Below are 22,091 nucleotides of genomic sequence, written 5' to 3' on the forward strand. Positions count from 1 at the left end.
ATGATCTTATTCTTCGTGCTGAAAGATTAGAATGCGGTGTTCATGACACGCTTACAATGTATTTATCTCATCGTTAGATAAGAAATGCATTTCTTTTGCTCTTGGACGAGAGAGCTTAAAACCATGAGTTGGGTGTTGACTATGGTACTCTTGAGCTTCGATAAGTACGGTGAAAACGTTACTTAGGCTCATTATTTTTCTGTTGAATGTAGTTAAAGCAAGATTCTTTTCTAAATGGAAAGCTCGGTATTCAGCCAGCAATTTGTGGGTGAGCTGGTGGGCTTTAGGCTTACCTAGTTCCCTGTCGATTTGCTTTAATATTCGTAGATAGGTAGTAGCCGTTTTTTTTGCTTGTCCTTCGTACTTCCACCACAAATCGATGAGCTCACTTAAGCTGCGCCTATCGGTTGGCTTTTCTAACCAATCTTTATTATGTGCGGTTGCGAGCAGATGCTTTTCGTATTGCTGCGCTTCGTATTTCGTTTCAAATTTACGGCGGTAACGTTTTCCTTCTCGACCTTGTGGTCGAGCATCAACAAGGTACTGAGAGCCTTGTTTTTTGATGCTCATAAGTTTTTGACGACCTGACGAACACGACCATTAACATGTAGTCTCTCTAACTCACCTTTAGGTAATAGGAAGTTATCGTGGTCTTCATTATCGCTAATAATATGATAGCCCTGTGATGCTAAATCGTAACGCAGCCTTTTAACAAGAAGACTGTCATCAAGGGTTATTGCATACACACCATCAAGTACGCCTTCCTGTTTTCGCGTGTCGATTACTAATAAATCACCATTCATCAATGTAGGCACCATAGAGTCCCCACTGGCTTTGATTGCACAGGTTTTTTCTTTTTTAAGGCCTAGACGTTGTAAATCGTCAGTGAACACTAAGTGCTTACCTATGACTTTGTCCGTATCAGTAAAACAGCCATTCCCTGCACTGGCTTCAGCCGAATAGATAGGAATAGATGTGTAATCGCTCTCTGTCACTATCTTGGCATTCTCTAAAGACACATTAGATGTGCCTGCTAGCCAGTCGATACTTACATTATTCGCATGAGAAATTTTAATTAAATTTTCTAGTGATGGGGCGCGCATGCCATGAATGTAATTTTGCATTGAAGGTTGAGGAACTCCGCATAGCTCTGCGAATGACCTAACTGACTTTGTGCCTTTAAGTTCCTTTAACTGATTAGAAAAACTAATTAGCTTCTCATCCATGTAATAAACCCTCTATTGACTGAGTTATCCGGAATGGGTAAGTATTGTTTTATTCAAATGAATTAAAGTGTTATTCATTTGGGTTGTTTTTTTGTTTTTATTGAAACTCATAAGGATGAAAGTGTTTGAGTGCATCCGAATGTAATAGGGAAATATAACATGAACATACGAGTTCAACTAGATATGCCTTATCTGCCAGTTGATGAGTTCGCTCGTCGGTGGGGAATTACGCCACAAGCTGTTCGCAATATGATCCATGAAGGAAAGTTGCCCGCTAAGAAGAAAAAGCGTGGAGAGAAAAAGGTTTATATCAACATGCTTGTGCTTTGGGAACACGCTCAAGTTGATGCTGATGAGAACGCGAAAGATAGTTTTTTTAGAACGTTTTAAGGGGGCTTTATGAAAACACCAATTCACTCTATCAATATCGACGTTAACACCTACACAGAAGCTAAAGAGCTTTTTGATTATGCAAGCAGAAAGGCTGACCAAACCAATTCTAGCTTTTGGTTACACGTCCGTAATCAATCACTTGAAGCCATGAACCTATTGAAAGAAGTGGAAGGTGAATAATGAGAGCGAAAACTAAAAATAACCTTCTTTTTGATAGTTCACATCCTAAATGCCAACTCCATTTCGCCCGAACTCACGGTCGTGGATTTGCTTTCGTTCAGTGCCTTGATACTGGTTTGGATGGTAAAGCTGAAAGGGTGAAACGCTATTGGGGTTTTTATGCAGACTCTCTTGACGAAAAAGAGAATGAAGTATCCATCTATAACATCATGAACTCAGGTTCTCCATGGCCTGAGCTGCCGAAATGACCATCATGGGCGACGTAATTTACAAGGAGGCAGTTTCAAGTGTTGATCTGCCTATTACCGACCCAATACACAAGCCTTGCCCTGATATGGCAGCGCTTGAAAATTTTGATGTAAAGAAGACTGAGAGAGCGCGCTTCCTAATATCGAAGCTTCGAGAAAAGCACGGCATTAGAAAGCGTGTTCAATCAGAGCCAAGGCCACTGACTTACACCTGTACTGAGCATGGGTGTATTGAGTCATGGGGTTCGGTTAACAATGAAAAAGAAGGTCAATGATGAGCCGCAATAGCAAGTATGAGGCAGCTAAGAAAGCGCAAGGACTTAAATGTGAATATTGAAGAACTATTGCATGTGGGTGGAGTTGTCCGCCCACTTGATAAAATCCAAGATGCTAACGCCAGCTACGAAGCTGGTTTTTTAGGTTCCAGATTTTACCAACATTCTGATTTTTCAGAATGGGCTGAGATTGAGAACCAAAAAGCCCGTGAATATGACCAATGGCATTTTTTGAAAACTAAGAAATCGGCTGAAACTTGGCAGTTGGTGAAAGATGGAAAACTCTCGTTAATCTGCCCTGAATATTACACCAAGCCCAATCGCGAAGCGCACGCCGTAGGCGTGGAGACAATAGGCTTGTCCAAGGGCGCAAAAGTCCGACATGATAAAATCCAACCAAAAGTAAACCGAATATCACAACGTCTGCGAGTGTTGCAGCACCCTACGGGACGAAAAACTGAACTTGATAGCCGTAGAGGCCATGACAACTTTGAGAGTCTATACACAACCTCAGAGCGCAATCAGGCGTGCATTCTTCCGTATGAAAGTGAAAAAATGTTTACTCCAAGCGCATCACCCATCTCTGTTCATCTACAAAAACGGGATTGGTCGGGACAATATCGCGCACAAGTCATATCACAAACACCTGTAGGTAATGCGCCCGATGCAAACTTTGGTGAGCGTTACACTGACAAGCTCACTAAACGTAGCGTGTCGAAAATCTTTGAATCTGGTGCGTATGTTGCGCAATGTCACGATGGATTTACTACGTTTATCACTCTCACGTTCTCAAGAGAGCAACGCTTTGCTTTGTTTGCTGCACTAGCCGAGGCGGAAGGTAGGCCATATACCCCTATCGAATTTGTTCGAGATGAAGGCTCGATTGTGCACGGTAAAGACGGCGCGTTTACCTTACTTCCAGAAAAGCCTTTCAATATTGTAAAGACAGCCGAAACCACAATGGGGCGTGAAGTTTCTCGCTTTCTGGATGGATGCAAAAAAATGTATCAACGAGGCTGGGAAACAGAATCAGGTGACAAGGTAGCAGCAAATTACAAGGCTAAGCTTTCAGAGTTTGGTCCTGACCGCGAGAGAGCCGATTTTCATTACGTTTGGGTAGCAGAATGCCCGCCAAGTAAAGACTCTGAAACTAAAGAGATCATTGGTGAGCCAAACCCTCATATTCATTTAATTATGCGTTGGTCTGTTGAACCTGTTTACTTCCGTGATTGGGCGAAGCGCCTTGAAGCATTATGGGGAAAAGGCATGGCGCATATTGAATGGATAAAGCAACCAAAAGCTGCCAGCACTTACCTAATAAAAGCATTAGGCTATGCAGCCAAAGGTGAGAATGCAGACCAAGGGCTAATTCGTGGTAATCGCTACAACATTGCTCGCTGCTCTCGCGCTCCATCATGGGAAACCTTAGCCACCTTTGAAGCTCACAATATTACCGCTGTGATTAAAGAGCTTGGCTACAAGTTAGAGCAGTGGAAAAAACCTATGCAGCGTTCACTAAAACGCATCAACGCTCAAAAAGACCAAACGGTCAAAGCCAAAGCCATAGCGACCAAACAAGATAAGCCTCAAACTGATTTAGACAAACTACAAGGGCGCATCATTCGCCTAGAGCATGCCGCTAAGAAAGTCTCGCAAGATATGAAGCAACGCGAAATGCACGTATCCAGTCAAAACCGTTTTTCTATCACTTTTGACGGTGAGCAAGCCAAATCACGTTTGGATAAGTTTTTATTTTGGGCTGCCGGTGCTCGTGGCTGGTCGATGGAAGTAATTGGAGCAACAGGCCAATACTGCGAAAAAGAACAGCGCGAAATCTACGGGACTCAACATGATATTGATTTGAGCGATATTCGAGAGCTGGCGAGAGAGCTTTACCGTGAAAATTATCAAACTTTCATAGATAAACGGGCTTACTGGAGGAGTGTTCTTGAAGATTCATTCCCAATCGAACCATCCGAAATGGAGATAAGCAACGCGATTGCAGATAAGTATCTAGCGTTAGGATATTAGTTATTTCCCTTTTGAATGACTATAAGACCTGAACTCAGTCAGGATTTCTTCAGCAAGGCTTTTATGGTTTTCTGAATCGATCCATTCTTCGTAAGGGCCTTTATCTTCACTGTAAGAGTAGTCATTAAATGCTGAGTTGTTTGAGAGGTTACTGGAGCGTTTAATTTTTTGGGTTCGACCGCGTTCATAGTCATCAAACTCATTAGAGTCCTCCGGGTATGGGTTCTTATAACCGCCTGTAGAGAGTAAGCCCTCTTTAAATGCTTTAGTTAACATAAACATCCTTAATGTGGTCGAAGATTGAACAAAACTATACAACAAGAAAAGAGAACATTTCTAGTTAAGTGTGACATTAAAAGAGGCGGAGCCTCGCCTTGGAGCTCTGAAAATAAGTGTAACCCGCCTCCAATAGATGAGGTTACACCAATAGAGAAAACATTGATGGACGTGACCGGATGGAGCGTTAAAGGGGTTCAATGCTTACTTAAACCTTTATCCATGGGGGGGGGAAATACCCATTGATAAATTCACGACTCTAAGCGTTCGAAATGGACAGCTTAGAGTCGTATAACCCAACCGCCAACGATGTGAATCAGGGGCTGAACATAAACCAACGTCGCGAGACAGGGGAACGAAAATGAAAATACTATCGCTTGATGAATGTCAGCGAGATTTAGCCGCCTTGGACGCGGCTGAAAGACTCACCGCCAACATGAAAGTAGAGATTGACCGCTTCAAAGAAATGGATACCAGCAAGCTCATGAAAAAAGCCATGGGAATGCTGATGAGTGGCAACTTGTCACTCGAAGCTTTAGGGCTTCCCGTCAATCTATTTGAGCAATTAGAGCAACTCGAAAAACTCAATGGAGTGGCGCGCAATAAGTACCGCGCTGTCGTTGTGGCCAACCAAGAGCAACTTGGTGATGTGGAAAGCGTCGAGGTGAAACATGGCTAAATATGAAAACCCTGTTCGTGGGTATATTGCTTGTCCTATTTGCCAGTCTGCCGCCACCACTCACCAAGTGGGTGAGGGGCAATTGATCGCGTCTGGTGAGCCACCAAAAAACAGCCGTAACATTGGGCTCATGTATTACCGTTGCCCAGAGTGCGGTAACAGTTCGAATAGCAAAAAGGTTACGGAGTTCATCAAAGCAAATTCCGTCGCTGAGTTAACCGAACTTAAACCGAACCTAACCGAGAAAGGTTCGGTTATTGAGTCGGATTTGATAACCGAGCCTAACCGTATCGATGCAAGTGAGTTAACCGAATTGGTGCAAATGGATGAAGTCAGTAAAGACGTGGTTTCCAACCGAGAGATAACCGAAACGCTCACAGATGAAAAAACAGAAAATACCCCAAGAAAACTCCCCTTTAAACGAGTAATCGTGGGGTTGGCGTCGGTTATCTTTATCATTTGGGCGGTGTCTCAATTGCTACCGAAAGCCCCAACCGAACAACCTCAAGGAGGTGAGCATGGAGCAAGCTAACGAAACCTTACCAGGTGAACAAGTTGAACTGGATGATTGGGGAAACTTTGACGCCGTTATTCATCAGCTTGAAGAGCAAGAGAAAACCGAGAGCGATTCGGTTGGCTTAACCGAACCAACCGAGACGGCAACCGAAGATAAAGCCGAAGCAATGGCAGGTTTACTTGAAGTGATGTTTGCTTTAAGCGAACAAGCGACCTCCATTATTGCAGGCGTTGAATTTGAGTTTGATAGCAAAGGCAAGGCGGCAGTTATCGATGCTGCGCAGCCGGTCTTTGCAAAACACGGTAGTACCCTTATGGGCGTGTTTGGGGATTACATCGAAGAGGCAACCTTATTGCTTGCGGTTCTTGGTTTGATTTATGCCTCTAAAAAGCAATTGGTGATGTTGCAACAATCAAAGGAGGTGGACGGTGAAAAAACCGAAGCCCCTAGCGCTACCGAACCCCGTTAACTCGAACCCGTCACATGATGCCGAGCACACCATTTATGTGGCGGGAACAGGAGGAGGTAAAACCTCAGCTGTTAAGCATTTAGGGCTAGTCCCTAAGACGGCTCAAGCGGTCTTTTTTGACCCCTACACCAACTACGCAGGGAGTAAGTTTCAAGGTCAAATGTGCCACGGCACTTCATCACGCTTAACCTTTGTCAAAACGCTCATTATGGCACGCCGTCGCGGTGGCTCGTTTAAGCTGGCCTACATTCCAGCAAACGGGGCAACGGCCGACGAATTAGAGTTCTTTGCGTCGGTGGTGTGGTCGGTAGGTAACGGTCGGGCTAGCCAGCTCTTTACCGTTATCGAAGAATTGGCGTCATGTGTTGAAACCTCGGGCAAGCTTCGAGGGCGTGCGGGTGAGCTTTTGCGTGGAGGTCGTCAATACGGTCTGGTGGTGCATACGGTGTTTCAACGAGGGCAAGAAGTACCCAAAACCGTGACTGAACAATCCAGCGTTTGGTGGGTGGGCGCGGTTAACTCAATGAGTGATGCGCACTGGATAGCGGATAAACGCGGGTTGGATGTGAATATCGTGGCGGGGCTAAAGTCTGCCAAGGTCAACAAACAGCGCATTGGTAAGCCCATTGCTGAATATCTATTAGTGAGAGACGGTATAGGAAATATTGAACACAAAGCTTTAAATTGTAGAGATGGTAACAGGTTAGCATTGAACTACAGGTAAAAAAAAGCTCCCTCTCGCAGGGAGGAGGAGGGAGCACCTAAAGTAAGGATGTTAATCAAATATCTAATTTCAACACTTCACGTTGGTTTGAAGCAATCGAACAATACCGCCCATTTTGTTTGGAAAGTTAGCTCGGCTCGTTTTTTTTTCGCGCCAATGCCAATGTTGCATTTCAACCTATAGGTTACGGGTTCAACCTATAGGTTACTCACCCTTTCTTTTTTAGCCTCACTCCTATTTGATAAACGCTCAATTTGTTTATTCACAATCCAACGTCGAGAGACAGGGGAATCCATGAAAGCTCAACATAAAAACATGTTGATTGCTGTTGTGCTGACACTACTGGTGATTGCCATCATCAATAACGTGTCAACGCTCGAAGCAGTCAAAGAACTCATTAACGGTAAGTCCGGCTGGTTTTAAGGAGATATCAATATGTCAGTAAAACCAATCAAACTTAACTCCATGGTCGGCGCTGCTTGGGGACAAAAAGGTACATTGCCTATCCCTGTTGGTCCGACTTATCAAGAGCTGGTGTTAGAGACCAATGCCGAAGCGGCCGATATTGAACGTTTGTCGATTACGCTTAACGCAGAAGAAATTTATGTCTTAACAGGCGCTGAAATTCTGATGTTGGAACGTTACAAGCAACGTGTTCATACCGCAGGTCACTATGTGATCCCATTTAGCGACATTTCCGCACGAACTAAAAATGGTGTTCGCTACACAGGCCTTGTCACTGAAGCGGGTGACAACATCCACTTGGACGTTCAGTTCAAAGCAAAAACCAGTGGCGACCCGCTATCAATTCAAGTCCATGCGTGGGTAACGAATGCTCAACCTGCACGAATCATCGTGCCAATGGTTAAGCGTGAAACCATGCCCGCGAATGCGGAAGGGGTAAACGAATTCACGAGCCTAGTATCAAGCCCGTTGATTAGTTTGCGTCGTGCGCACTTCATGCACACGGGTATCACTAAGCTCGAAGTTGAGCGCGACTTTGTTAAAGAGTACGAAGCCAACAAGTTTATCAATGAAGCGAACGCCAAGCGTAACGAACGCACACCTCAAGCGGGTTACTTTCACTTCGATCCTATTGTGCGTGGTTTCTCTATCGATGAGCTATTCCCTACACAACACAGCTCTAACTTGAAGTTTTCCGTTACGACGACTGATGTCGCAGGCTCAATTCCTATCTTGGTTGAATCGGTGAAAGTGGTTCGCCCTGAAATGCTCGCGGGTCGAAGCTAAGGAGCCGATATGAGCTTTTTTGATGACCTTTTAGAGTTTGGGGGCGGTGCGCTCGATAGCGTGGGCGAAAATGCCGATTGGTTGTTTGGTGATAGTGGTAATTCATCTAACCCCAACACCACTCAACAACCCAATACGCCCGTCGTTGACAATAACGGCAATGCAGTCACAACCCCGCAAGGTGGTGCGACAGTCGCAAAAGATAACACCTTGCTCTACATAGGCGGTGGTATCGCAGCGCTGTTAGTGCTGGTTCTTCTTGTTGTCCTATTGAAAGGTAAATAGTGATGCCATTACTTTTTGTTGGTCTAGGCGGTCTTGGTCTTGGGTCTGCACTTGGGTTTGGTGTGAGCCAAGGGGTTAACAAGGCACTGACAACCGCGGCGGTCATTGCCCTGTTGTACCTTGCTTATAAATCGGGAGTGTTTCGCTAATGCTAGGTTCATTAACGTCTTTAACGGGTGGTGGTGGCTTGACGGGTGGGTCTTCGGGACCCGCTCAATCAGGTAATACTTCCAATACAACCAATAACAGTGGTTTTACAGCTGGAGGAATGAACTTTGGCAGTAACAACGGCATACCGTGGTGGGGTATAGCATTGGTGGCTTTGATCGCGTTGTATGTTCTCACTCGAAAGTAACCTAATTCCTGAAGCGTGGGGCAATGCCAAGCCGAGGCTATGTAAAGCCCTTGGTGATTATCTCTCGCAAGCAGAAATTGAAGTTAAAGAGGGGCGCGAGTTCCTCTATCGAGTGGACGATACCTACATGTTATTGCGCGGTGAGCAATCACCATCAGGCTCTAAGGAGTTGGTGGTTGTTGCGCTCGCGGGTGATATGGCAGCGGGTACGCTCAGTGCAATTAATCACGGTAAAGCAAATGGGTTTGATTCCATTCGCGCCCACTTTAGCAAGCGCGGAGCCTATCGCTACATTCAACGCAAATTACGATTGCCTGTTCGAGAGATTGAAACTCACAAGAATGAGCATGTATTACAAATAAGGTTTAAGGATATGGGTGGAAAAAGTAGCTCAAAGAGTGACTCCCAAACCACAACTACGACCACAAACAAAAGCAATAGCCAAGGTATTGGTGGTGATAACAATGGCTTTGCGCTGTCAGGGATAGAAAACTCTGACATTAATTTAAGTATGACTGACCATGGCGCGATGGCAGTGGCGGGTGAGACTGCAGAAGAGGCGTTCAACTTTGGCAATAACGCTTTAGATTTTGCTTCCGATAATGTGGATGCGTCTTTTCAGTTTGGTGAGAGCGCATTAGATGGCGCGTTCAGTTTTGGCGAGAACGCATTGAATGCTAATACCGACTTGAGTGCACACGCGATAGATTCGATTAAGTCCATGGCAGGCCAACAAACGGAGACCACTAAAGCAGCACTGGCTATAGCTGGCGCGGCAAAAGCGCGAGAGCAAACGGGTGAGAACGAAAGCAATAACGAGTTACTGAAAAATGTGTCTCTTATTGTCGGGATTCTCGTCTCGTTATTAACGATGGCTTATATGTTCGCGGGGCGTCGACAATGATACAACTCCATACCTTAAGCTCTGGCGACAGCATTAAATTCAACGCGGGTCAGGCTGGGAAATACCTCATCATGCGTGAGGCGAGTAATACCGTCATGCTTCGCGGTGATGCTTTGCGACCTGTAGAGATTGAACGTGGTGACACGGTTGATATCACTCGCTTTGATGAGCTTGAACTTTTTAATCACAAAGCGGATGCCGTGACGATTGAATATCAAGTTGCTGATGTTCCAATCATCACCAAAGCGCAAAAAATCGACATCAATAATTCGGTAGCGATTAGCGAAATTTTAACGCCAATTACCGTTGATGAAGTTCAAGCCCCTATCAAAGTCGGTGAAGTTCAAGCTGAAGTAAAAACGCGCATTCTAAATGACGTCCTCACAGTGGAAAAACTGGCCGAGTTATACACCTTACAAAAGTTAGATGAGGGGACGTTGAGCATGACAGGGGATGAGCAAAGCATTGCGGGGAAAGATGAACGCAAAGGGCTTTTCATACAGACGCACGCAACCAATGCCAACTCTGTATTAGTGCAAGGTTTTATTGAAGTCGTTGCGGGTGGTCATGTGCTAATTCAAAGCAACAAAGCCATTACCTTAGAAGGTGGTGAGGGTGATGGCGTTCGAGTAGGAGAGTTTATCTAATGTTTGCACTTAACAATCCATCGAGTAATGCGGGTAATACGGGTCAATCACCATATGTCGGTGGCTTCCAGTCGTTAGTGTTCGAGCGTCATTTCGCTAAAATCACAGACTCAACAGACCGCATGGTTGAGTTTGAGTTATCCGATGATATGGAGCTATTAGAGGTCAGTCTCAGTTGGGCTGATGAAGATAACCCCAAGAACTTATCCGACACGGATTTAAATTTTAAATACCTCGATGCCGACGGAGAGGTAATACCGGGTAGCGATAGGCGCGTTATGCTTCCCTTTAGTCCTTCACCAAGAACTCGAATTTATTACATTCCAGCTCTAACGCCGAGTGAGGCGAAAAAGGCTGTCTTTTATTGTTCTTACATCGATATCACCGTGAGTTTTGTATCTCGCGCTGTCTTTAAGGAGCCGCAACAATGATTCAAGTCGATACACAAGGGCGAATTGTGACAATTAACGCCCCTCAAGCCTCGAATCGATTAAAGAGTCTAGATATGCAGCTTGCTCCTAATATTGCAGCTGCTCCTGAGCTCTACCGATGGGATGGTAAAACGTTTGTTTTCTCGTCGAAGGCTCAACAAGAGAATGAGCAGGCCGAAATGCGAGCTAAGGCAAGGCATTATCTTGATGCAACGGACTTTTACTTAACGCGCAAAGTAGAAACGGGCGAAGTCGTACCGCCAGATGTTCTCACCAAACGAGCAAAGGCTAGAACCTTGCTTATCACTCATTTGCCGGACTTTGAATAATGAACGTGAAGAAGTTGAGTGTACTTATTGTGCTCTTGGCTTTATTAGGGGGGTATTTAATGAATAAAAAAACAGTCGATAAAGCGATCGGTAAATTCGCCCTATCAGCGCGAAGTGAATCGCGCATGATGGGTGTTCATACCGATTTAAAGCGCGTGGTTCGTAGAGCCATTGAGCTAACCCCGTTTGATTTTGGCATTACGTCAGGCAAGCGAACGGTCGACGAGCAAAACGCCTTATTTAAACAAGGCGCAAGCCAGCTAGACGGTTACAACAAAAAAAGCCGTCATCAGTCCGGTCATGCGATTGATTTTGTGGTGTACGACGAAAACGGCAAGGTGACGTGGGGCTTTAGTTATTACGAGCAAGTGAGTTGGGCGTTTAAGCAGGCGGCTGATGAACTTAATATTCCGATTGTGTGGGGCGGTGATTGGGTGAGCTTTAAGGATGGCCCTCATGTTGAACTCGATAAGCGGGTTTACTCATGATAGGCGCCATTGCAAACCTCATTACAGGCGGTATTGATGCGTACAAGCAACACGGTATCAATAAGGCCAATAAGCTCAAACGACAAGATGAGATGGAGCAAGAAAGGCACACAGCAAAAGTAAGACGATTGCAATCCGGTGATGAGCAATCCGCTAACCTCGATGAGTTGAGTATCAAGCAACGCGGCTGGAAAGATGAGTTCATCCTACTGGTTGTCTTTATCCCTCTCATGCTGGCTTTTATCCCCGATTACGCAAGTTACGTAGCACAAGGGTTTAGTTCGCTCGAAGTCATCCCTGATTATTACTGGTACGTCGTCTTTGCGGTGGTTATCGATACATTGGGGATGCGCTCAATGGTGCGTTATCTGCTTGAGTTCTTTTCACATAAATCTAAGGGGGAGAAGCCTTGGACGGTGCAATCATAAACGCATTAGCGAGCCTCACAGGTGAGATGACCCCAGCCTTAACCGTATGGACAATTTACTTACTGCTAAAGTGACACGAACGCAGCAAGAGCACGATAAGCGTATCTCAAAATTAGAATGGGAGAATGACAATGACTAAAGCCAAGAACACGGAAACTAAGCATCACATTGTTTCGTAAAGAAAAGTAAAGTTGTAACAATATTTGACTCTGGTGATCAACAATGTCGCTGGGCTTAAAACCCTACTAACTAGGAGGTTATACATGAAAAAGCTAACCATCGCTTTACTGTTATTAGTCGGAATTGCAGCGGGCAGCGCCTATGCATTTGATGATTTGGATTGGCATGACTTTGACTATTCCTTCCATCATCAGTCAACACATGGCGAACATAATGCACACAGTTGTCATGATTGATCTTTCAAACACACGCTAATTGAAGCCCCGAAAGGGGCTTTTTAAATAGAGCATCTCCCCCTCGCGTTGCGAACCTCTCTGAACGGTTTGTTATAAATGCATTTTCATACAAAACCGTTGTATTATAATTATTTAAATCAGGAGGCTTATATGCCAAGAAATGACCCAAATACTCTGTATTGGAATTCAATTGCTCGTACCAGTATCCAAGATGCTTACAATAACTTTCTACAACAAGAAAACGTAGAATCCTCACCTCATTACGCCGATATCTTTTCTATACGCTACTTACGTGAAAATGGAAACTCGGCGGGTATGAGCAAACGAGAAATGATCATTTTCTTAGCTGGTTCTCTACCTGAAATGTACGACTAAAAGGCAACATATTTTATTGTGAGTGTTATAGTCTTTAATGTTCGACGACAGTAGCATTGATACCCAAACCTTTATTTTTTACTGTTATTGTTACATGGTTTCATGAAACCACGTGACAATTTTGGTAAGGCACATAGACAAAAAGGCCGCTATTTCTAGCGGCCTTTTTATTGTATGTCAGGGGGACCGATTCGAACTCCCAACGCGCGGACTTGGAATCTCTTACATATCAAGTTGTGGTCTTTTTGTGGCCATTACTTGTAATTATTCACTTTAAATCAATATGTTAAATATATGATAAAGCCATCATAGGATGGCTTTGACTTCAGTTGGGATCTGGCTTGGTGAGCATATTCGAACTTGCTTATGCCGACCGAGCTCTCCCTTTTCTATCTTAATTTGCCCTTTCGCGACCTTAAATTGTTTCGCAAGGTATTTCGCTAAGTGAGCATTTGCTTTGCCATCAACCGGTGGTGCAGTAATGGCAATTTTCAGTTCCTCTCCGTGTAAGCCAACGATTTTATCGCGGCTTGCCTTGGGTTGGATATAGAGCCGAAGAAGAATATCGTCTTCTTCGGCCCAAACTGCTTTTGGCATCGTCAAAGTACCTGAGGTTCGTACTTGAATTATAGTTGATACCAAATAGGACCGATCATGTCGCCCATTAGGAAGTTCGCAAATTGCAGAACAATGAACAGAACCAGCACACTTAGGTCGAAGCCACCCATATCAGGAAGGATGCGGCGAATTGGAACTAGCATTGGTTCTGTTAACTGGTGGAATACGTATTCGATTGGGCTACGGCCTTGGCTAACCCAGCTCAGAATTGCACGGATTAGCAGAACCCAGAAAATTAAGCCACCAGCTGCTTTGAGCAGAGATAGTGCACCAAAGATCAGGAAGCTGATATCAAATACAGCCGCACCGCCAGAGATAATCAAGTTTAGAGCGACGAACTTAAGTACACACAGCACATAAGCGAATACAACCGTCGCAAGGTCAAGGCTGCCTATTGATGGAATAACTCGGCGTAGTGGGGCAACAACCGGTTGTGTCGCTTTTACGATAAATTGTGAGAACGGGTTGTAGAAATCTGCACGTGATGCTTGTAGCCAGATACGCAAGATCACAACCATGATGTAAAGATCAAAAACGGTCGAGATCAGAAAGCTCATCGAATTCATATTGTTTCCTTTTTCGGATTTACTTGCCGCTTAGGTATCACCCGAACGACACAATGCTTTTGTACTTGTAACTAGTATTAAAACAGTTTTTCCATCTCTTCAGCTCGAGCAACCGCCGCTTGCATGGCTTTTGCTACGATGTCTGATAGTTGATGTTCGTTAAACGTGCGTAGTGCTTCTGCGGTCGTGCCGCCTTTTGAAGTCACCTGTTCACGTAGAGTAGATAACTCAGTATTTGGATTCGCAACTACCATTTCTGCCGCACCTAATGCAGACTGCTGCACTAGTTTACGAGCGGTTTCTTGGTCAAAACCTTGATTGATAGCTTCAGCTTGCATCGCTTCCATAAACAGGAAGAAGTAAGCCGGAGCACTCCCCGCCGCCGCAATGATGTTGTTGATGCCAGACTCTTGCTCTACCCAACTTACTTGACCTACGGCTTGCATTAGCTGAGATGCGAACTCTTTATCGCCCTGACTAACCGTTGAGTCAGCATAAAGGCCGCTCATCCCTTTACCAAGCAGTGATGGCGTGTTTGGCATAACACGGACAAGGTTTAGCTGGCAGTTTAACATCTCATTGAGTCGATTCGCATTAATACCCGCAGCAATTGAGATAACCAGTTTGTTGCTAAAGTCGATGCTTTGTAAGGGTTTACATACATCAGCCATCATTTGTGGCTTCACTGATAGTACAACAACGTCGGCTTGCTCTGCTGCGGCAATATTATCGCTGGTGGTATTGATGCCGTATTCTTGCTCTAACGGCAGCCTTCTGGTGTCTGAAGGTGCTGTTGCAGTAATATTTTGTGCTGGGTAACCACTCGCCACTAAGCCCGCTACAATCGAGCGAACCATATTTCCCGCCCCAATAAAGGCGATGTTCTTATGTTCCATATATAAAATCCTGAGCGTGTCGCTGCGCGGTTAAAGCGAAGCTGTATCAATACTTGTACTTGTACTTGTCGTTAGTTACTTACTAAGGCTATTTCGTGTAATCACGAGCTCCGAAAATAGCCGTTCCAATACGAACCATTGTGCTACCAGCCTCAACTGCTGCATCCATATCACCACTCATACCCATCGAAAGGGTATCGATGTTTGGATACTTCACGGCTAGCTTGCCTTTAAGCTCCGCCAGTTGAGAAAATGCATTAAGCTGAGATTGATAGTCAGATACGTTTGCAGGAATCGACATCAATCCTCTTAAAGTGAGGTTGGGGAGCGATGAAATCAACTCTGCGAGTGCAAAAACTGTCTCTTCTGACGTTCCTGATTTCGAATCTTCACCACTGGTGTTCACTTGAATGAGTATTTGTAGAGGTGGAAGCTCGTTTGGTCGTTGATCATTAAGCCTTTGCGCGATTTTATCGCGATCGACAGAATGCACCCACTGGAAGCTTTCTGCGATAGGGCGGGTTTTATTGGATTGAATTGGGCCAATAAAATGCCATTCTAAATTTAGGTTAGAATGTTGTTCTGAAAAGTGTTTTACTTTATCGACACCTTCTTGAACATAGTTTTCACCAAAGGCAACTTGGCCTCCGAGTGCGGCTTCTCGAATCGCATCAATAGGTTTAGTTTTACTGACGGCTAAAAGTTGCACGGACTCTGGAGCTCGTCCGCACTTTTGCTCAGCACTACGAATCTGTGAGGTGATTTGTTCGATATTTTGTTGAATACTACTCATAGCTGACTTTACTTAAGGGAAAATAAATGGATATCACTGAGTTACTAGATTTTAGTGTAAAGCATAACGCGTCAGATCTACATCTTTCTGCGGGTGTATCTCCAATGGTACGTATAGATGGTGAAGTAAGGAAGCTTGGAATCCCAGCTTTGAGTCATGCTGATGTGCATCGTTTAGTTTTTGAGATCATGGACGACTCACAGCGCGGTGAGTTTGAGGAGAAATTGGAAGTCGACTTCTCTTTTGAATTACCCAATGTTGGTCGATTCCGTGTTAATGCTTTTAACCAAGCTCGTGGGTGCGCAGCGGTCTTTCGAACCATCCCTGTAGAAATCCCAACGTTAGAGCAATTGGGCGCACCTGATATTTTTGAAAAAATTGCCAATTATGAAAAAGGCTTAGTGCTGGTGACTGGCCCTACGGGTTCTGGTAAATCGACAACTTTGGCGGCGATGGTTGATTATGTAAACCGTAATCACAACAAACACATTCTGACCATTGAAGACCCAATTGAATTCGTTCACACCAACAATAAATGCCTAGTCAACCAGCGTGAAGTTCACCGTGATACTCACAGCTTTAAAGCTGCGCTGCGCAGTGCGTTACGTGAAGATCCAGACGTTATCCTTGTTGGTGAGCTTCGTGACCAAGAGACGATCAGCTTAGCGCTAACCGCAGCTGAAACTGGTCACTTAGTTTTTGGTACTTTGCATACTAGCTCTGCAGCAAAAACCGTAGACCGTATTATCGATGTATTCCCGGGTAGCGACAAAGATATGGTTCGTTCGATGCTGTCTGAATCGTTACGTTCGGTGATTGCCCAGAAGTTACTAAAGCGTGTCGGTGGTGGTCGTGTCGCTTGTCACGAAATCATGATGGCGACACCTGCAATCCGAAACTTGATTCGTGAAGATAAAGTCGCGCAGATGTACTCGATTATTCAAACGGGCGCGGCACATGGTATGCAGACCATGGAGCAAAACGCGAAACAACTGATGGCACAAGGCTTGGTTGACTCGGAAGAGGTCGAGAAAAAGATCGAAATTGAAACCTCAATGTTTTAATCAAGGTGAACAAAATGGAATTGAATCAAATTCTTGAAGGGATGCTCTCTCAAAAGGCGTCGGATCTTTATATCACTGTCGATGCGCCAATCCTTTTTCGTGTGGATGGTGAATTACGCCCCCAAGGAGAGAAGCTGAATGCGGCTCAGGTTGCTCAATTACTTGATGCGATGATGGATCAAGATCGACGAGATGAATACAAGCAAACGCGTGAGGCTAATTTTGCTATCGTGCGTAATTTTGGTCGTTTTCGTGTCAGTGCGTTCTTTCAGCGAGAGCTGCCAGGAGCAGTAATTCGTCGCATCGAGACTAACATCCCTACCTTTGAGCAATTAAAGCTTCCTGACGTACTACAAGACCTTTCAATCGCTAAGCGCGGGCTTGTGCTGGTGGTTGGTGCGACTGGCTCTGGTAAATCGACCTCGATGGCTGCGATGACAGGCTATCGCAATACCAATCGTTCAGGTCATATCTTGACGGTTGAAGACCCGATTGAATTCGTACACGAACATAAAAAGTGCATCGTGACTCAACGAGAGGTTGGACTCGACACCGAAAGCTATGAAGTCGCGCTTAAAAACTCGTTACGCCAAGCCCCTGATATGATTTTGATTGGCGAAATCCGTAGTCGTGAAACCATGGAATACGCGATGACCTTTGCTGAAACGGGTCACTTGTGTATGGCAACCCTGCATGCCAATAACGCTAACCAGGCGCTAGAGCGTATTCTTCACTTGGTGCCGAAAGAGCAGAAAGAACAGTTCCTGTTTGATCTGTCGATGAATCTGCGTGGTGTGGTCGCTCAGCAGTTAATACGCGATAAAAATGGCAATGGTCGTCATGGTGTCTTCGAAATTCTGCTGAATAGCCCTCGTATATCTGACTTGATTCGTCGTGGTGAGTTGCATGAGTTAAAAGCGACCATGGCCAAATCGAAAGAGATTGGTATGCAGACTTTTGACCAAGCTTTGTATGATTTAGTGGTTGCGGACAAGATTAGCGAGGATGATGCATTCCATAGTGCAGATTCTGCCAATGACTTGCGTTTAATGCTCAAGACCAAACGTGGCGATGATGACTACGGAACTGGTGCGTTGGCTGGCGTTAAGATTGATATGGGCTAAGTCACGGCTTTGTTGATAAACACAAAACCCGCTTCTGTGGCGGGTTTTATTCGTTTATAACTTAATGCATGTTAGATGAGTGCATGTTGGAGCGATGGTTATCATATGAGTAACCGCGCTCCTTTTCTAATTTGATTTTTGACGGGTACTGTTGACCGTCGTAACCCGCGGAACCGCTTCCCATTGAGCTGCATGCCGTTATAGATAACGCTATGAATATTGCTAGAAAAATTTTCATATGAACTCCCAAGTTCTTTTCTTTTATCGCTCCTCCATTACGCAGTTAAAATGGCAAGGGATCATAAGCTTGCTCGAGTTTGCTAAATAAATAACTTAGCCATATTGTGCTTCAAACCAGCTCTCTAGAATTACAACGGCTGATTGATTATCGACGTTACCTTTACTTAGCGCTTTATAGCCGCCCATTTCAAAAAGGTCGGCCCTTGCTTCTGTCGTAGAAAGTCTTTCATCATGCAGTTCAACATCCACACCAAAGCGTCCTTTAAGACGGTTAGCGAATTTCTTCGCTCTGGGTGTAATAGCTGCTAGATCTTTACCATGAAGGTCGGTAGGAAGGCCAACCACAATCAGATTCGGTTGCCACTCCTTAATTTGCTTCTCGATATCGTCCCAGTTTGGGATGCCATCTTTGGCTTTAAAGGCTTTCAGGGGGCTTGCTGTGCCTGTGATTTCTTGTCCAATCGCACTGCCGATACTTTTTGTACCGTAGTCAAATGCCATAATTGTTCGTGACATGGGGCTTCCAAATTAATCTGTGTTTGAGTGTTTACTTTATTGAGCTGAGCTGAGCTGAGCTGAGCTGGGTTGGGTTGGTTTAGGCGTGGCCTGCGTCTGCTGAAAGCTGAGCGGCATTAATACCTAACATTTGTACCGCAACTTTCCAGCGGTCCGAGATCGGTGTGTCAAAGATGACCTTTGGATCGGCTTCAACGGTTAGCCATGAGTTCTCGGTCAGTTCTATCTCCAACTGGCCAGGCTCCCACCCAGAATAACCAAGTGCAACCAGATAATTGTTCGGTTCATCTTCAGTCCCTAACACCATCAAGATATCTTTTGATGTTGTTACTGAGATTTGATCCGTCATGTTGATGCTGGATTGATAGCTGCCTTTGGGCTTGTGCAAAATAAACCCGCGGTCTTCTGCTACAGGTCCACCATTTAAAACTGGCTTATCAAGGCTTGCTTGGTTGGATTTTGGTTGTTCAGAATCAACCTCAACTTGTTTGAGCATGCTGCCGACAGTGACATCAATAGGAGCGTTGATCATCAGACCCATTGCGCCTTCGTCATTATGCTCACAAAGGTAGATCACCGAGTTTTGAAAGTATGGGTCTTTCATTCCGGGCATAGCGACCAGAAAGTGGTTCGTTAAATTCATAGAGCCTCCTGCCAGTGTGTTCCCAGTAAAGGAAAAAGAGCGGCGTAAAGCCGCTCATTGTTCTTTGCCTAGATATTTTTGTGTTTTCGAATAGCTAAGGCTTTCTTTAGTTTAGGCTATTTAGCGTTAACGCGACGCTCGATTGCATCCATTAATTTGCCCGTTACCGAAATATCAAAAGCAGCTTCAATTTCACGGATACAAGTAGGGCTTGTCACGTTGATTTCAGTCAGTTTGTCACCGATAACATCAAGTCCAACAAAGATTAAACCTTTCTCTTTCAGTGCAGGAGCAACTGCTCTTGCGATAGCCCAGTCTGTTTCACTCAGCGGGCGAGCTTCACCGGTACCACCAGCGGCAAGGTTACCTCGAGTTTCCCCTTTAGCAGGAATACGCGCCAGGCAGTAAGGCATTGGCTCACCATCAACCACAAGAATACGCTTATCACCATTGCTGATGTCTGGAACAAAGGTTTGTGCCATTGCGTAGTTTTGACCGTGGTTGGTCAGTGTTTCGATGATCACTGATACGTTAGGATCGCCTTCCTTCACACGGAAGATTGACGCGCCACCCATGCCATCAAGTGGTTTTAGAATCACGTCACCGTGCTCTTCTCGGAACGCTTTAATCTTTTCAGCTTTACGAGTCACGATGGTGGTTGGTGTCAGTTCAGGGAACCATGCCGTGAACAACTTCTCGTTACAGTCACGTAGGCTTTGTGGCTTATTGACGATAAGTGCGCCGTTCTCTTCAGCTCGCTCAAGAATGTAAGTCGCGTAGATGTACTCAGTATCAAACGGAGGATCTTTACGCATCAGGACCGCATCTAAATCGGATAGCGCGATAGTCTGTTCTGATTTGAACTCGTACCAACCGTTTGGATCTTCTTTTAGTTCAACAACCTTAGTGTCAGCAATGGCTACGCCTTGATCTAAATGTAGATCATCCATTTCCATGTAATGGATTTCGTAACCACGACGCTGAGCTTCAAGCATCATGGCAAAGCTAGAGTCTTTTTTGATGTTAATGGATGAAATTGGATCCATTACGATGCCAAGTTTGATCATTTCTTTCTCCTAGCCTAGATCGCCAAAACGGACTTGTAAGGCAGTAATTGCGGTTAGAGCAGCAGTTTCGGTACGAAGTACACGTGGACCGAGTAGCGTCTCTTCAAATTTGTATTGTTCTGTCATACCGATTTCTTCAGCTGACAGTCCCCCCTCAGGACCGATCAATAGGCGTACCTTACTGATGGGTTCTGGAAGGGTATTAATTGAGTATTTTGCACGAGGGTGCAGGTTTAGCTTTAACGCTTCACTCGGTTCGCTGCACCACTCTTCAAGTTGCATGATTGGGCGAATAACGGGAACCGTATTACGGCCAGACTGTTCACATGCCGCGATAGCAATCTTTTGCCACTGTGCGAGCTTTTTCTCGAAGCGTTTAGTATCAAGCTTAACGCCACAGCGCTCTGAAATCAGCGGGGTAATGGTGTTGACACCAAGCTCAACCGATTTTTGAATCGTGAATTCCATTTTGTCGCCACGTGAAATCACTTGGCCTAAATGTAAGTCTAACGGAGATTCGCTGCTACGTTCGATACGTTCAGTAACATTAACTGTGACGTTCTTTTTTGATACTTCAGCAATTGTCGCTGGGAATTCAGCACCACTGCCATCAAATAGAAGAACATCTTGACCTTCTTTCATACGAAGGACTCGACCAACATGACCCGCGGCATCTTCGCCTAAAGCGAGTGAACCTAACTGATGAATGCGTTCTGGGTGATGGATACGAGGGATTCTCATGCTGGTAAACCTATAAATAGTGTCATTTGGGTATTTTGTCTCTGCCTAACATGGATGCTTTTAGTTGAAAAAACAAGGGTAGAGCAAGAGTTTCAGAGGCAATTCTGAAACTCTTGTTTGAGATGGAGGCAATTGGAGATGTTGGTTGCCTGAGTCGTGTTATTTACAAGCAGGGAATACAAATGGGTTGTGATTCCCCTGGATGGCATGGATTCGCTCATCACGAGTACATTCCCACTTATCGACAGGAAACTGATTGTTCCACGCCATCATCAGGTTAGTCTGCTGCTTAGAGAGCTTGAAGCCATACTCTTGGCTCATGTAAAGATAAGTACGCGCGATAGAGCCTTTTGCTCTGTCTGGCGGCATCACTTTGCGCTGCTTGAAGTTGACCTGCATTTCACATTGACCATAGCTAACGCCATCCATTCCATTCCACTGACTGAAATTGTAATTAGAGCGATCACCGTTAACCTCGCCAATTGCCGGAGTTAGATTATGAAGGTCGGCTTCCATCGATTTAAATATTTTGTCGTTGCGAGTGCAGTTCTTACGTCCGCCATCTTGCCAGCACTGACGCTGGTGGCCGAATTGCCAAGCTGGAACCACGTGCTCCCACTCAATACGGGAAGCGCGCTTTTGTTGTTTTCTCACTTGATAACCACAGCCGTCGAGGTCGGGGATACCTTTCTTTTTGTCTTTCCAAGTGATGTCACAACCACAATAAAATGAAGTCGGGTGATCGAGATAAATCTTCACGGCTTCTTTTTTAGCTTTGGAGAACGAACTTGGTGGAGCGGCGAAAACGCTTTGGGTTACCAGTAGTCCAAATACTATTGATAGGTAAAATGACACCGATAGGCCAAATACTTTTAGAGTGGTTTTTTGCATAGAGA

Annotated in this window: 36 protein-coding genes; 24 read left to right on the forward strand and 12 right to left on the reverse strand. The window is 45.0% G+C overall.

Annotation, left to right across the window (positions count from 1 at the left end):
* Positions 1–51: 51 nt before the first annotated feature.
* Both AB6D07_RS05840 and AB6D07_RS05845 read right to left on the reverse strand, forming a co-directional pair.
* Entirely contained in the window at positions 52–570 is a 519-nt protein-coding gene (locus tag AB6D07_RS05840; RefSeq protein ID WP_372091588.1) for a hypothetical protein, read from the reverse strand.
* Complete coding sequence (locus AB6D07_RS05845; protein ID WP_372091585.1) at positions 567–1,226, reverse strand: XRE family transcriptional regulator; 660 nt, start codon at positions 1,224–1,226, stop codon at positions 567–569. Before AB6D07_RS05845 ends, AB6D07_RS05840 begins: the two co-directional genes overlap by 4 nt.
* Positions 1,227–1,385: 159 nt before the next feature.
* On the opposite strand from AB6D07_RS05845, the gene AB6D07_RS05850 reads away from it, so the two are divergent.
* Genes AB6D07_RS05850 through AB6D07_RS05870 form a run of 5 tightly spaced genes read left to right on the forward strand, consistent with a single transcriptional unit; the run spans position 1,386 to position 4,353 of the window.
* A complete protein-coding gene (locus tag AB6D07_RS05850; RefSeq protein WP_086774726.1) occupies positions 1,386–1,616 on the forward strand; it encodes a helix-turn-helix domain-containing protein in 231 nt (76 codons plus the stop codon).
* A 9-nt stretch (positions 1,617–1,625) separates the two neighbouring features.
* Positions 1,626–1,799, forward strand: coding sequence for a hypothetical protein (locus AB6D07_RS05855; protein WP_372091583.1), 174 nt, complete (start codon positions 1,626–1,628; stop codon positions 1,797–1,799).
* Complete coding sequence (locus AB6D07_RS05860; protein ID WP_086774727.1) at positions 1,799–2,047, forward strand: hypothetical protein; 249 nt, start codon at positions 1,799–1,801, stop codon at positions 2,045–2,047. Before AB6D07_RS05855 ends, AB6D07_RS05860 begins: the two co-directional genes overlap by 1 nt.
* A gap of 5 nt (positions 2,048–2,052) precedes the next feature.
* The gene (locus AB6D07_RS05865) at positions 2,053–2,322 is read left to right on the forward strand and encodes a hypothetical protein (RefSeq protein WP_372091581.1); all 270 of its coding nucleotides are present in this window, start codon (positions 2,053–2,055) and stop codon (positions 2,320–2,322) included.
* 51 nt (positions 2,323–2,373) lie between these two features.
* Positions 2,374–4,353, forward strand: a complete 1,980-nt coding sequence (locus tag AB6D07_RS05870; RefSeq protein WP_372091580.1) for a hypothetical protein — start codon at positions 2,374–2,376, stop codon at positions 4,351–4,353.
* Here AB6D07_RS05870 and AB6D07_RS05875 read toward each other — a convergent pair whose 3' ends face one another.
* Positions 4,354–4,629, reverse strand: coding sequence for a hypothetical protein (locus tag AB6D07_RS05875; RefSeq protein ID WP_198594447.1), 276 nt, complete (start codon positions 4,627–4,629; stop codon positions 4,354–4,356).
* 361 nt (positions 4,630–4,990) lie between these two features.
* Between AB6D07_RS05875 and AB6D07_RS05880 the strand changes: the two genes are divergently transcribed.
* The 17 genes from AB6D07_RS05880 (at position 4,991) to AB6D07_RS05960 (ending at position 12,927) form a co-directional block, all read left to right on the forward strand.
* The gene (locus AB6D07_RS05880; RefSeq protein WP_372091577.1) at positions 4,991–5,308 is read left to right on the forward strand and encodes a hypothetical protein; all 318 of its coding nucleotides are present in this window, start codon (positions 4,991–4,993) and stop codon (positions 5,306–5,308) included.
* Positions 5,301–5,840 carry a hypothetical protein gene (locus tag AB6D07_RS05885; RefSeq protein WP_372091575.1) on the forward strand — a complete coding sequence of 180 codons (540 nt, stop codon included), beginning with the start codon at positions 5,301–5,303 and terminating at the stop codon, positions 5,838–5,840. The genes AB6D07_RS05880 and AB6D07_RS05885 overlap by 8 nt, the downstream gene beginning before the upstream one ends.
* Positions 5,827–6,294: a hypothetical protein gene (locus AB6D07_RS05890; protein WP_372091573.1), complete on the forward strand. Its 468-nt coding sequence runs from the start codon at positions 5,827–5,829 to the stop codon at positions 6,292–6,294. The genes AB6D07_RS05885 and AB6D07_RS05890 overlap by 14 nt, the downstream gene beginning before the upstream one ends.
* The gene (locus tag AB6D07_RS05895; RefSeq protein ID WP_372091571.1) at positions 6,254–7,018 is read left to right on the forward strand and encodes a hypothetical protein; all 765 of its coding nucleotides are present in this window, start codon (positions 6,254–6,256) and stop codon (positions 7,016–7,018) included. Before AB6D07_RS05890 ends, AB6D07_RS05895 begins: the two co-directional genes overlap by 41 nt.
* A 294-nt stretch (positions 7,019–7,312) precedes the next feature.
* On the forward strand, positions 7,313–7,441 hold the full coding sequence (locus AB6D07_RS05900; protein WP_277869626.1) for a hypothetical protein: 129 nt from the start codon (positions 7,313–7,315) through the stop codon (positions 7,439–7,441).
* 12 nt (positions 7,442–7,453) lie between these two features.
* Complete coding sequence (locus AB6D07_RS05905; RefSeq protein ID WP_372091568.1) at positions 7,454–8,269, forward strand: major capsid protein P2; 816 nt, start codon at positions 7,454–7,456, stop codon at positions 8,267–8,269.
* Between the two features lie 9 nt (positions 8,270–8,278).
* The gene (locus AB6D07_RS05910) at positions 8,279–8,554 is read left to right on the forward strand and encodes a hypothetical protein (protein ID WP_372091567.1); all 276 of its coding nucleotides are present in this window, start codon (positions 8,279–8,281) and stop codon (positions 8,552–8,554) included.
* A 2-nt stretch (positions 8,555–8,556) separates the two neighbouring features.
* Positions 8,557–8,703 (forward strand): hypothetical protein, encoded by a 147-nt coding sequence (locus AB6D07_RS05915; protein WP_239717201.1) that lies wholly within the window; start codon positions 8,557–8,559, stop codon positions 8,701–8,703.
* Entirely contained in the window at positions 8,703–8,909 is a 207-nt protein-coding gene (locus tag AB6D07_RS05920; protein ID WP_239717203.1) for a hypothetical protein, read from the forward strand. Before AB6D07_RS05915 ends, AB6D07_RS05920 begins: the two co-directional genes overlap by 1 nt.
* Positions 8,890–9,813, forward strand: coding sequence for a hypothetical protein (locus AB6D07_RS05925; RefSeq protein ID WP_372091564.1), 924 nt, complete (start codon positions 8,890–8,892; stop codon positions 9,811–9,813). Before AB6D07_RS05920 ends, AB6D07_RS05925 begins: the two co-directional genes overlap by 20 nt.
* Positions 9,810–10,460, forward strand: coding sequence for a hypothetical protein (locus AB6D07_RS05930; protein ID WP_239717207.1), 651 nt, complete (start codon positions 9,810–9,812; stop codon positions 10,458–10,460). The genes AB6D07_RS05925 and AB6D07_RS05930 overlap by 4 nt, the downstream gene beginning before the upstream one ends.
* Positions 10,460–10,891 carry a hypothetical protein gene (locus tag AB6D07_RS05935; protein WP_372091563.1) on the forward strand — a complete coding sequence of 144 codons (432 nt, stop codon included), beginning with the start codon at positions 10,460–10,462 and terminating at the stop codon, positions 10,889–10,891. Before AB6D07_RS05930 ends, AB6D07_RS05935 begins: the two co-directional genes overlap by 1 nt.
* Positions 10,888–11,220, forward strand: a complete 333-nt coding sequence (locus AB6D07_RS05940) for a hypothetical protein (protein ID WP_239717210.1) — start codon at positions 10,888–10,890, stop codon at positions 11,218–11,220. The genes AB6D07_RS05935 and AB6D07_RS05940 overlap by 4 nt, the downstream gene beginning before the upstream one ends.
* A gap of 59 nt (positions 11,221–11,279) precedes the next feature.
* Positions 11,280–11,708: a M15 family metallopeptidase gene (locus AB6D07_RS05945; protein ID WP_372091561.1), complete on the forward strand. Its 429-nt coding sequence runs from the start codon at positions 11,280–11,282 to the stop codon at positions 11,706–11,708.
* Positions 11,705–12,136: a hypothetical protein gene (locus AB6D07_RS05950; RefSeq protein ID WP_372091559.1), complete on the forward strand. Its 432-nt coding sequence runs from the start codon at positions 11,705–11,707 to the stop codon at positions 12,134–12,136. Before AB6D07_RS05945 ends, AB6D07_RS05950 begins: the two co-directional genes overlap by 4 nt.
* 263 nt (positions 12,137–12,399) lie before the next feature.
* Entirely contained in the window at positions 12,400–12,552 is a 153-nt protein-coding gene (locus AB6D07_RS05955; RefSeq protein ID WP_372091558.1) for a hypothetical protein, read from the forward strand.
* 150 nt (positions 12,553–12,702) lie between these two features.
* Positions 12,703–12,927 (forward strand): hypothetical protein, encoded by a 225-nt coding sequence (locus tag AB6D07_RS05960; RefSeq protein WP_372091556.1) that lies wholly within the window; start codon positions 12,703–12,705, stop codon positions 12,925–12,927.
* Between the two features lie 306 nt (positions 12,928–13,233).
* On the opposite strand, the gene yggU is transcribed toward AB6D07_RS05960, so the two are convergent.
* From yggU to AB6D07_RS05980, 4 genes are all read right to left on the reverse strand, one after another.
* On the reverse strand, positions 13,234–13,524 hold the full coding sequence (gene yggU / locus AB6D07_RS05965; RefSeq protein ID WP_009847703.1) for a DUF167 family protein YggU: 291 nt from the start codon (positions 13,522–13,524) through the stop codon (positions 13,234–13,236).
* 29 nt (positions 13,525–13,553) lie between these two features.
* Positions 13,554–14,111, reverse strand: a complete 558-nt coding sequence (locus AB6D07_RS05970) for a YggT family protein (protein ID WP_017067798.1) — start codon at positions 14,109–14,111, stop codon at positions 13,554–13,556.
* 77 nt (positions 14,112–14,188) lie between these two features.
* Positions 14,189–15,007 (reverse strand): pyrroline-5-carboxylate reductase, encoded by an 819-nt coding sequence (gene proC / locus AB6D07_RS05975; RefSeq protein WP_017103295.1) that lies wholly within the window; start codon positions 15,005–15,007, stop codon positions 14,189–14,191.
* A gap of 88 nt (positions 15,008–15,095) precedes the next feature.
* Positions 15,096–15,800: a YggS family pyridoxal phosphate-dependent enzyme gene (locus AB6D07_RS05980; protein ID WP_017103294.1), complete on the reverse strand. Its 705-nt coding sequence runs from the start codon at positions 15,798–15,800 to the stop codon at positions 15,096–15,098.
* A 26-nt stretch (positions 15,801–15,826) separates the two neighbouring features.
* On the opposite strand from AB6D07_RS05980, the gene AB6D07_RS05985 reads away from it, so the two are divergent.
* Complete coding sequence (locus tag AB6D07_RS05985) at positions 15,827–16,864, forward strand: type IV pilus twitching motility protein PilT (protein ID WP_012604833.1); 1,038 nt, start codon at positions 15,827–15,829, stop codon at positions 16,862–16,864.
* Positions 16,865–16,878: 14 nt separating this feature from the next.
* Complete coding sequence (locus AB6D07_RS05990) at positions 16,879–17,988, forward strand: PilT/PilU family type 4a pilus ATPase (protein WP_029222974.1); 1,110 nt, start codon at positions 16,879–16,881, stop codon at positions 17,986–17,988.
* A 333-nt stretch (positions 17,989–18,321) separates the two neighbouring features.
* Here AB6D07_RS05990 and ruvX read toward each other — a convergent pair whose 3' ends face one another.
* The 5 genes from ruvX to AB6D07_RS06015 all read right to left on the reverse strand — a co-directional run bounded on the left by ruvX (position 18,322) and on the right by AB6D07_RS06015 (position 22,086).
* Positions 18,322–18,744, reverse strand: coding sequence for a Holliday junction resolvase RuvX (gene ruvX, locus AB6D07_RS05995; RefSeq protein ID WP_009847698.1), 423 nt, complete (start codon positions 18,742–18,744; stop codon positions 18,322–18,324).
* A gap of 79 nt (positions 18,745–18,823) precedes the next feature.
* Positions 18,824–19,387, reverse strand: a complete 564-nt coding sequence (locus tag AB6D07_RS06000; protein ID WP_009847697.1) for a YqgE/AlgH family protein — start codon at positions 19,385–19,387, stop codon at positions 18,824–18,826.
* A 116-nt stretch (positions 19,388–19,503) separates the two neighbouring features.
* Entirely contained in the window at positions 19,504–20,454 is a 951-nt protein-coding gene (gshB, locus tag AB6D07_RS06005) for a glutathione synthase (RefSeq protein WP_004735482.1), read from the reverse strand.
* 9 nt (positions 20,455–20,463) lie between these two features.
* On the reverse strand, positions 20,464–21,195 hold the full coding sequence (rsmE, locus tag AB6D07_RS06010) for a 16S rRNA (uracil(1498)-N(3))-methyltransferase (RefSeq protein ID WP_017077778.1): 732 nt from the start codon (positions 21,193–21,195) through the stop codon (positions 20,464–20,466).
* A 159-nt stretch (positions 21,196–21,354) separates the two neighbouring features.
* Entirely contained in the window at positions 21,355–22,086 is a 732-nt protein-coding gene (locus AB6D07_RS06015) for an endonuclease (RefSeq protein ID WP_017103293.1), read from the reverse strand.
* Between the last annotated feature and the right edge of the window lie 5 nt (positions 22,087–22,091).

The organism is Vibrio sp. 10N.239.312.C11 (genome assembly GCF_041466065.1).
GTDB classification, from domain to species: Bacteria; Pseudomonadota; Gammaproteobacteria; order Enterobacterales; family Vibrionaceae; genus Vibrio; species Vibrio tasmaniensis_A.

Excerpts from the sequence above, each read along its gene's own strand:
- AB6D07_RS05840 (WP_372091588.1), bottom strand. The coding sequence starts at position 570 with ATGAGCATCAAAAAACAAGGCTCTCAGTACCTTGTTGATGCTCGACCA.
- AB6D07_RS05845 (WP_372091585.1), bottom strand. The coding sequence starts at position 1,226 with ATGGATGAGAAGCTAATTAGTTTTTCTAATCAGTTAAAGGAACTTAAA.
- AB6D07_RS05850 (WP_086774726.1), top strand. The coding sequence starts at position 1,386 with ATGAACATACGAGTTCAACTAGATATGCCTTATCTGCCAGTTGATGAG.
- AB6D07_RS05855 (WP_372091583.1), top strand. The coding sequence starts at position 1,626 with ATGAAAACACCAATTCACTCTATCAATATCGACGTTAACACCTACACA.
- AB6D07_RS05860 (WP_086774727.1), top strand. The coding sequence starts at position 1,799 with ATGAGAGCGAAAACTAAAAATAACCTTCTTTTTGATAGTTCACATCCT.
- AB6D07_RS05865 (WP_372091581.1), top strand. The coding sequence starts at position 2,053 with ATGGGCGACGTAATTTACAAGGAGGCAGTTTCAAGTGTTGATCTGCCT.
- AB6D07_RS05875 (WP_198594447.1), bottom strand. The coding sequence starts at position 4,629 with ATGTTAACTAAAGCATTTAAAGAGGGCTTACTCTCTACAGGCGGTTAT.
- AB6D07_RS05880 (WP_372091577.1), top strand. The coding sequence starts at position 4,991 with ATGAAAATACTATCGCTTGATGAATGTCAGCGAGATTTAGCCGCCTTG.
- AB6D07_RS05885 (WP_372091575.1), top strand. The coding sequence starts at position 5,301 with ATGGCTAAATATGAAAACCCTGTTCGTGGGTATATTGCTTGTCCTATT.
- AB6D07_RS05890 (WP_372091573.1), top strand. The coding sequence starts at position 5,827 with ATGGAGCAAGCTAACGAAACCTTACCAGGTGAACAAGTTGAACTGGAT.
- AB6D07_RS05900 (WP_277869626.1), top strand. The coding sequence starts at position 7,313 with ATGAAAGCTCAACATAAAAACATGTTGATTGCTGTTGTGCTGACACTA.
- AB6D07_RS05905 (WP_372091568.1), top strand. The coding sequence starts at position 7,454 with ATGTCAGTAAAACCAATCAAACTTAACTCCATGGTCGGCGCTGCTTGG.
- AB6D07_RS05910 (WP_372091567.1), top strand. The coding sequence starts at position 8,279 with ATGAGCTTTTTTGATGACCTTTTAGAGTTTGGGGGCGGTGCGCTCGAT.
- AB6D07_RS05915 (WP_239717201.1), top strand. The coding sequence starts at position 8,557 with ATGCCATTACTTTTTGTTGGTCTAGGCGGTCTTGGTCTTGGGTCTGCA.
- AB6D07_RS05920 (WP_239717203.1), top strand. The coding sequence starts at position 8,703 with ATGCTAGGTTCATTAACGTCTTTAACGGGTGGTGGTGGCTTGACGGGT.
- AB6D07_RS05925 (WP_372091564.1), top strand. The coding sequence starts at position 8,890 with ATGTTCTCACTCGAAAGTAACCTAATTCCTGAAGCGTGGGGCAATGCC.
- AB6D07_RS05930 (WP_239717207.1), top strand. The coding sequence starts at position 9,810 with ATGATACAACTCCATACCTTAAGCTCTGGCGACAGCATTAAATTCAAC.
- AB6D07_RS05935 (WP_372091563.1), top strand. The coding sequence starts at position 10,460 with ATGTTTGCACTTAACAATCCATCGAGTAATGCGGGTAATACGGGTCAA.
- AB6D07_RS05940 (WP_239717210.1), top strand. The coding sequence starts at position 10,888 with ATGATTCAAGTCGATACACAAGGGCGAATTGTGACAATTAACGCCCCT.
- AB6D07_RS05945 (WP_372091561.1), top strand. The coding sequence starts at position 11,280 with ATGAATAAAAAAACAGTCGATAAAGCGATCGGTAAATTCGCCCTATCA.
- AB6D07_RS05950 (WP_372091559.1), top strand. The coding sequence starts at position 11,705 with ATGATAGGCGCCATTGCAAACCTCATTACAGGCGGTATTGATGCGTAC.
- AB6D07_RS05955 (WP_372091558.1), top strand. The coding sequence starts at position 12,400 with ATGAAAAAGCTAACCATCGCTTTACTGTTATTAGTCGGAATTGCAGCG.
- AB6D07_RS05960 (WP_372091556.1), top strand. The coding sequence starts at position 12,703 with ATGCCAAGAAATGACCCAAATACTCTGTATTGGAATTCAATTGCTCGT.
- yggU (WP_009847703.1), bottom strand. The coding sequence starts at position 13,524 with ATGCCAAAAGCAGTTTGGGCCGAAGAAGACGATATTCTTCTTCGGCTC.
- AB6D07_RS05970 (WP_017067798.1), bottom strand. The coding sequence starts at position 14,111 with ATGAATTCGATGAGCTTTCTGATCTCGACCGTTTTTGATCTTTACATC.
- proC (WP_017103295.1), bottom strand. The coding sequence starts at position 15,007 with ATGGAACATAAGAACATCGCCTTTATTGGGGCGGGAAATATGGTTCGC.
- AB6D07_RS05980 (WP_017103294.1), bottom strand. The coding sequence starts at position 15,800 with ATGAGTAGTATTCAACAAAATATCGAACAAATCACCTCACAGATTCGT.
- AB6D07_RS05985 (WP_012604833.1), top strand. The coding sequence starts at position 15,827 with ATGGATATCACTGAGTTACTAGATTTTAGTGTAAAGCATAACGCGTCA.
- AB6D07_RS05990 (WP_029222974.1), top strand. The coding sequence starts at position 16,879 with ATGGAATTGAATCAAATTCTTGAAGGGATGCTCTCTCAAAAGGCGTCG.
- ruvX (WP_009847698.1), bottom strand. The coding sequence starts at position 18,744 with ATGTCACGAACAATTATGGCATTTGACTACGGTACAAAAAGTATCGGC.
- AB6D07_RS06000 (WP_009847697.1), bottom strand. The coding sequence starts at position 19,387 with ATGAATTTAACGAACCACTTTCTGGTCGCTATGCCCGGAATGAAAGAC.
- gshB (WP_004735482.1), bottom strand. The coding sequence starts at position 20,454 with ATGATCAAACTTGGCATCGTAATGGATCCAATTTCATCCATTAACATC.
- rsmE (WP_017077778.1), bottom strand. The coding sequence starts at position 21,195 with ATGAGAATCCCTCGTATCCATCACCCAGAACGCATTCATCAGTTAGGT.
- AB6D07_RS06015 (WP_017103293.1), bottom strand. The coding sequence starts at position 22,086 with ATGCAAAAAACCACTCTAAAAGTATTTGGCCTATCGGTGTCATTTTAC.